Origin of the sequence: Gilliamella sp. Pas-s27 (assembly GCF_009795865.1) — a bacterium.
In the GTDB taxonomy this organism is placed as follows: Bacteria; Pseudomonadota; Gammaproteobacteria; order Enterobacterales; family Orbaceae; genus Gilliamella.
The window spans coordinates 56,403-63,890 of sequence record NZ_WTEW01000017.1 but is presented as its reverse complement, the minus strand read 5'-3'; the positions used below and the strand labels follow the sequence as shown (position 1 = coordinate 63,890).

Below are 7,488 nucleotides of genomic sequence, written 5' to 3'. Positions count from 1 at the left end.
AAGGCAGCCAATATTGCAGCGCTGATTTCAAGCAATTATTGTTACAATATGAGCTAAGGCAAAGCATGAGTCGAAGAGGAAACTGGCTAATAAAGCACTATTTGAATATATTGAAATCTATTATAATCGGATACGCCGTCATTCAACCAATGGCTGGGTATCACCTGAACAATATGAACAACAATATTACCAAAATGAAAAAATGATAGAGGTGGGCACTGTGTAATATTTTGGCGAGGATCAAAATTGCTTAGACAATGCTGTGACTGAGCGATTTTTTAGATCATTAAAATCAGAAAGGAGCAACTATCGAGATTATGTAACCAAAGAGCAAGCAATAGCTGATATTATTGATTACATTGAACCTATTTATAATCAAAAAAGAAGACATTATAAACTGGGATTTATTTCACCTGCAGAATTTGAATACAATTTACTAAAAACTGCCTAAGATTGTCTCCAAGTTTTGTTGACCGTTACACGCCGATTTAATTTAAAACACGAAAACAGGTAGTATAATTTTCTATGTGAGATTTACATGAGTAATTCCTAAAGATTATTCATATTAAATAAATAGATTTTAAAAAAGGTTAAAATCCACGCTAAAATAACTTATAATTTATTTTTGTTATCTATTGTGGATAACAAATAATAATAGTCTAAGAGTCGGATAATTAAAAAAAATTAAAGTTTAGAGTATTGATTTTAAAAATGTAAAACAAGAAAGGAGGCATGGAAAATCAATAGGAATGCTTTCTTGATAAGTTATAGTAGGGATTACTTAATGAGGTTTTTGGTAGGCAGAAAAGTGTTAGTCATAATCTTTAACTGTTACTGAGTTTTTTTGTCAATGCTAACGTAATAGGTTGAAGGTGAAGAATAATGAAGTTTTTTTGTGGTGTTATACGATAACCTTTATCAGTCTAGGTAAAACTCTTTTACTTGATACTGTGTTTATGTCTTTTGCTTGCTTAATCTTGTTATCAGTAAGATATTAAATATAGCAATAATAAATTCATTAATGTGATATATCGTTCAGATATTTTATGTTTGCTTTGTAATAAAAGATAAGGAATAAAACAATGGTAAGAAATGTGGTTCGATTGGGTGATCCAACGACGCATGGTGGTTCTGTCATATCTGCATCTTCAATGACAATAATTGAAGGTAAACCTGTTGCTTTGATAGGTGATCTTGTTAGTTGCCCTAAGCAAGGGCATGGCGTGAATAAAATTATTGAAGGAGCTGAAACGATTTTTTTTGATGGTAAAGCTGTAGTTATTGATCAGTGTTTATGTGAATGTGGCTGTAAAGTAATTTCTACAATTAGCTCAGCGGTAATGGGATAGTATAATGTCTTGGCCTAAACCTACTATTATTGATGCAATAAAAGCGCCTAAGCCGTTGCATGCTGGAAGGTGGTTATGCTTTTTTATCATATTAGCTTTAATAACTAGTGTAATTCTTGCTTTAATATGGTCTGATAAAAACTATTTTTCACAATGGGCATTTTGGTTCAGTATTGTATTTATCTCGATTGCAATAGGAAGTATTGCTATTAGTGTTCGTCTTTATCTTTATGGGCTTGCGCAAGAAAAATATGAAATATGGCAACATGAACAAAAACATATTGAACAAAATTGGCAAGAATGGGCAATGCAATCATTAATTATTCTTGATAGTTTTTATGTTTTACCTAATCAGCTAGACCTAAATGATATTTGGGAAAATAATGAATCTTTTACTTCAAGGATTAATAAATCGTTAGCATTTGATTCTACATTTGATTTGAGTAAAAATATTGAGAACTTATTTTTTTCAATGAGAGATATGTTGCTTCTTTTGCCTACCAAAGATCCTATCAATGTTACTGTTTATTCTTTACCTGAATCATATGGACTTATTGAAAAAGATATTAATGATGCTTATAGAAGTGCAAAAATAACACAACCTTATGTGTTTTCTCATCATATTATAGCGGATGTGGATATTGATAAATTAATGGAACTGATTGATAGTTCTAAATCATCTATAGAATTAATTATCATTAATAATACTGCTTCATCGGAAGGGGCATTTTTATGTTCTTTTTTATTGATAGACAAAGTATATTATCAAGATTTAGCTATTAATATTGGGAAAAGTGAAGTTTTACGTCCAATGATAACCTCGGATATGCCTTTGGGTGTTCAGCAGATGGTTGAAATGCAATCCAAAATACATCAGGTTAAGCAGCTTTTTTTAGCAAATTTAGATAATAATCAACGATTAAATATTATTAAACAATTAGCTGAACAAAAAATATCCCTTGAATTAATTTGCCAATTAGAAAATTATGTTGGTAATCAACAAAAGGCTTCTTATTGGCTTACATTGGCATTGGCATGTGACATAACAACTAAAACAAAACAAAATAATCTAATTGCTGTAATGCAACAAAACCGATGGTTACTTTCAGTTGTGACAGCTTTAAATGGGGAATAGTACATGAAAAATAAATGGAAAAATATTGGTTTTATTTTGTTTATATTATTAGGTGCTATCTTTTTTATTTTAGCAATTATATTTTTGGGTGACACATTAGGTTATCACACAATAAAAGAAAAAATCACTGTTTGGATACAAGGGATGTTATTGCTATTAGGTTTTATATTTTTGCCAGTTATTGTCACAATGGGATATAAGTTATGGACTAAGGAAAAATCAGAACATGAGCAACTTAATCCTGAAAAAAATAAAAAATCAAAGCAACCCAAAACAGTTCCTTTTACCGAATTTCTGGAGATAGAAAAACAGTGTAAATATCGTTTAGGTATATTTTGGCGTTATAAAGTTTGTAAGTGTTTAGTGCTGGGACAACCTTCCGATGTTGAGCGTTTGTTTCCTCATTTATTAAAAGATCAATGGCAATTTAGTGATAATACGTTAATGATATATGGTGGTGATATTCAAGATGACCCAAATACACTGTGGTTACAAGCCCTAAAAAGTCATTTTTCTCGCATTTTACCATTTTTTAGTAAACCACTAAATGCTGTTATTTGGGTTACTTCTAAACATTATCTTGATGATAATCGTCAGCAAAAACTATTACTTGAAAAGGCCGTATTAAAGCTACAAGCTCGTAATAAGATTTTAAAATGGTCTTCTCCTCTTTATTTAGTTGCGGGACAACAAAGTGAATGGGATCAAACTGGGCGTATTGAACAAAGCACTGGTTTACTTTTTACCGAGTTAAACCAAGAGACAATGGAATCAGTCGTTGTTTCTCTCAATCAATTAGCAAAAGATTGCTGTCAACGTGGTGTAAGACAAGTCAAAGATAATACGAACTATTCGTTTTTACTTAAACTTAGTCAGGATTTAGTGAAGGGTGATATTAAAAATATTAAATGCTATTTAATATCGCTGATTTCTTTTCCTTATTCTCCTAATGTTCGAGGGCTTTTCTTCTTACCACATCAATCAAAAATTAATGAAGAAATGCCCACTTTTGAGCATTCCCTAGTAATGACCCCCACGTGGCAATCAATTCGAAATGATGCTAATTCACAATTTGGGCAAAGAATGGGAGTACAGTGGGATATTTGGTCTTGTTATGCGCTACTTTCGCTGATGGTCGTGATGTGTATGGCGCTTTGTACGTCATATTTCCGAAACGCCTCGCTCATTGATGATAGCGTTGAGATTGTCAAGCTGGCTGATGATTCCATTAAGCAAGATTATATCTCACAGTTACAAATACAGCATAAGTTACAACAACATTTAGAACAGTTACTTTATCGTCAACAGCATGGTGCTCCTTTACTTTATCGGTTTGGCTTGAATCATAATGATGAATTGCTCAAAAGAATGTGGCTTACTTATCGGGCAACAAATTCACGCAATATTGCTACGCCATTTCACAAGATTATGACAGACTATTTGACTTTATTAACTGAATTAGCACCAAATGATCCTAGACGATTAAAATTAGTCGATTCTGCATATGATGTATTAAAAGCCTATTTAATGATGGGGCATCCTGATAAGAGTGATGGTTTTTATTTAAGCCAATTTGCCACAACAAAATGGCGTTCCCCGGAAGGTGTGAGTGATGGTGACTGGCAAAAACTTATGCCTGATTTGGTTCGTTTTTGGGGGGAAATGCTTAATTTGCATCCTGATTGGGCATTAAGTAGTGATACTCGTTTAGTTAAAGATGTTAGACAAATTTTAATTAATAAGGTTGGTGTACAAAATACTGTTAATATTCTTTATAAAGAGATGATTCAACGAGCTAGCCAACATTATGAAAATCAAAATTTAAATCAGCTACTTGAAGGGTTAGATAGCCAAATGCTGTTTTCTACTGATACCGAGATTCCAGGTGTCTATACCCGCAAAGCTTGGGATGATACCATTAAAGATGAAATTGAGGAGGTCGCAAAAAATAGAAAAGAGCAGATTGACTGGGTTTTGAGTGACGGAGAAAGTGATTTGACCGCTTCAATTTCTTCTGATATGTTAAAAAAACAACTTACCGATCGTTATTTTAGTGAGTATGGTGCAGCATGGTTACTCTTTTTAAATACGATTCAATGGCATTCATCTGATAATGTTTCAGATGTTATTGAACAACTTACATTGCTAGCAGATACCCGTCAGTCTCCTTTAATTGCTTTAATCAATGTTGTGAAATACCAGTCTGAGGTTGCTTATTCAGGTGATGGTTTGTCAGATAATTTAATTCGTTCTGCACAAGAATTGATTGGAAATAAATCCAAAACAGGGTTACCGATAAATAATGAAGCATCAGGACCGTTAACTGCAACATTTTCGCCTGTCACGAGTTTGCTTAATAACAATAATACAAATGGACTGTCTTTACAAACTTACCTATTACGTATTACACAAGTGCGCTTAAAATTGCAAAATATAGCAAATAGCGCTGATCCTCAAGCAATGATGCAAGGATTAGCAAAAAGTGTTTTTAAAGGCACTTCTGTTGATTTAACTGAAACACGAGACTATGGTAACTTAATTGCGGCAAATTTAGGTGAAGAGTGGTCTGGGTTTGGTTATAGTTTATTTAAAAAGCCACTTGAACAGTCATGGCAAGTAGTGTTAATACCAGCAGCAAATAGATTTAATGAGCTTTGGCAAAATTATATTGTCAGTCAGTGGGAACAATCTTTTGCTGGTCGCTATCCTTTTAAAAATAGTGATAACGAAGCATCACTAGCCGAACTTGCACGTTTTTTACGTGCTGATACAGGTATCGTTGATAACTTTATTGCTAATGAGTTGAATGGGGTATTAGAAAAGAAAGGCGGAAGCTGGATTGTCAATTCTGTTAATGCTCAAGGTCTTAATTTTTCACCTAAATTTCTTGATGCATTAAAATTGTTTAATGACCTATCGGTAGAGTTGCTTACTACAGGAGATGCAGCTTTATCATTTGAACTTATGCCTCGTAGTGGTAACAAAATCACACGAACTGAATTGGTGATAAATAAACAAAAGATAGATTATTTTAATCAGTCTCCTACTTGGCAACGTTTTAATTGGCCTGGCGATGGTTATTCTCCTTATTCGCAATTAAGTTGGAGCGGTGATGCGGCAGGATTAAAGCTTTATCAATATTATAGTGGTGATTGGGCATGGATTCGTTTACTTGAATCTGCATATGTAAAACGATTAGATTCAAGTCGCTATGAGCTTATTTGGAACGCACCAGATCAACGTAAACTAAAATTTATTTTACGTACTCAGCTAGGTGGTGGCCCATTGACATTATTGAAATTACGCAATTTTACTTTACCAAAAACAGTATTTGAATCGTGATTTATAAAAATAAAATGATGGATTATTATTATGTTTAGCCAATTATTAAACCGTTTTTTAGGGCAACAAACTCCTAATGATTCAGTAAAGATGGAGTTTACTCAGCGTTGGGAAGAGTGGTTGAAGCCAATTACATCTGAAAATCCTACCGGTGAGGATCTCACTTATCATGATACATTTCAAGAAATCAAAGAAGAGATTGCGAAATTATCTGGAATTAATTACCAGCTAATTGTTACCGAAAGTGAAACAATATTAAAAAAGCATAGTAAAGATATTCGTGTTGCAACTTATTATTGTTTAGCTCGTTTACATATAGATGGTGCGAATGGATTTGCTGATGGTGTTGAGTTGTTAGCTGGGTTATTGGATACCTTTGGTTCATCAATTTATCCTTCTCGGCATAACATTCGTAAAAATGCTGTAGAGTGGCTTACTAATACAAAGTTTATTGATCAACTTACTCTATTACATCCTCTATCTGAACTTTGTTTGACACGTATTATTGTTGCATTAAATCAAATTGATCTCTGCTGTCAGAAGCTATTTGTTAGCGATGATCCTAATCAATCTGTTCATGCACCTGATTTGTCTGCATTAGTCCATTTTTTTAATAATGGTCTAAATCAATCTGTTAAAAAGGTTAACATAGAAGATAATTCGTCAGTAGCTCCTATTTCTTCTTCTCAATTAGAATCTCCTAAAAATATCACAGAAATAAAAATTAATTCTCAACGTGATTTATTGGATCAGGCTCGTAAAATGGCTGTTTTTTTACGTGAAAAACCAGATGGATATCTTGCTGCTGGTCGATTTTTACGTGTACTTAGGTGGGATACAATTAGTGATTTACCACCAGCGGATCATCAAGGTAAAACGCGGCTACCCGCTCCGAGAACGGAACTTAAGCAACATGTTAGTCGTTTAATCCTTCAACAACAGTGGTCAGAGCTTTTTGAACGCGTTGAAACGGCTTTTATGGAAAGTGCTAACCATTTTTGGTTAGATTTACAGCGAGCAACGGTGATGTCATTACAAAAAATGGGAGAGCCTTATCAATCATGGGCAGATATTTATTTAACGGATATTGGTTTAATGTTAGAACGATTAAATGGTGTTGAGTTTCTCTTTTTTGAAAATGGTATGCCATTTGCAGACGATGAAACATTAAATTGGATCTCAAATAATGCACGTATACATCATTTAGATGGAGATGATAGCATGCAACCTATTGCTATATCTGGCGAGGATGATTGGAATGAAATTGAAAAACAAGCACTAGAACTTGCTCATTCTGAAAATTTAGAAAAAGCGTTTTATTGGTTACAAAACTTGCCATTGCTACGTTCCCCTAAACAACGATATTTATTGCAATATACTCAAGCAAGAGTTGCTGAACAATTTGGAAAACAAGATGTTGCATTAGACTTGTTCATCAGTCTGAATAATCAACAACAATTATTGACCCTATTACAGTGGGAGCAAGAATTGTTATTTGATGTTAAACGATGTTTATTTCGATTAATCAAGCAAAAAAGTAAATCTAAAGAGAAGATAAAACCACATCTGCTAGAGTTAGTTGAGTTATTACAACAAGAGCTAATTCAGCTAGATCCAGCTAAAGCATTAAGTGTGATGTAATTTTATAAAAGATAAAAAATA

At 33.3% G+C, this 7,488-nt stretch carries 4 protein-coding genes and 2 pseudogenes; all 6 read left to right on the top strand.

Annotated elements, in window-relative coordinates:
* A pseudogene (locus GQ589_RS12290) lies at positions 1-226 on the top strand (IS3 family transposase); the annotation flags it as partial.
* A gap of 27 nt (positions 227-253) precedes the next feature.
* Positions 254-451: pseudogene (locus GQ589_RS07935) on the top strand (IS3 family transposase); the annotation flags it as partial.
* Between the two features lie 631 nt (positions 452-1,082).
* Positions 1,083-1,349 (top strand): PAAR domain-containing protein, encoded by a 267-nt coding sequence (locus tag GQ589_RS07930; RefSeq protein WP_160425465.1) that lies wholly within the window; start codon positions 1,083-1,085, stop codon positions 1,347-1,349.
* A 4-nt stretch (positions 1,350-1,353) separates the two neighbouring features.
* Positions 1,354-2,484, top strand: coding sequence for a hypothetical protein (locus GQ589_RS07925; protein WP_160425463.1), 1,131 nt, complete (start codon positions 1,354-1,356; stop codon positions 2,482-2,484).
* A 3-nt stretch (positions 2,485-2,487) separates the two neighbouring features.
* Positions 2,488-5,826: an ImcF-related family protein gene (locus GQ589_RS07920; protein ID WP_160425461.1), complete on the top strand. Its 3,339-nt coding sequence runs from the start codon at positions 2,488-2,490 to the stop codon at positions 5,824-5,826.
* A 30-nt stretch (positions 5,827-5,856) separates the two neighbouring features.
* Complete coding sequence (tssA, locus tag GQ589_RS07915; RefSeq protein ID WP_160425460.1) at positions 5,857-7,467, top strand: type VI secretion system protein TssA; 1,611 nt, start codon at positions 5,857-5,859, stop codon at positions 7,465-7,467.
* Positions 7,468-7,488 lie beyond the last annotated feature (21 nt).

Coding starts and splice junctions, on each gene's coding strand:
- GQ589_RS07930 (WP_160425465.1), top strand. CDS start 1,083: ATGGTAAGAAATGTGGTTCGATTGGGTGATCCAACGACGCATGGTGGT.
- GQ589_RS07925 (WP_160425463.1), top strand. CDS start 1,354: ATGTCTTGGCCTAAACCTACTATTATTGATGCAATAAAAGCGCCTAAG.
- GQ589_RS07920 (WP_160425461.1), top strand. CDS start 2,488: ATGAAAAATAAATGGAAAAATATTGGTTTTATTTTGTTTATATTATTA.
- tssA (WP_160425460.1), top strand. CDS start 5,857: ATGTTTAGCCAATTATTAAACCGTTTTTTAGGGCAACAAACTCCTAAT.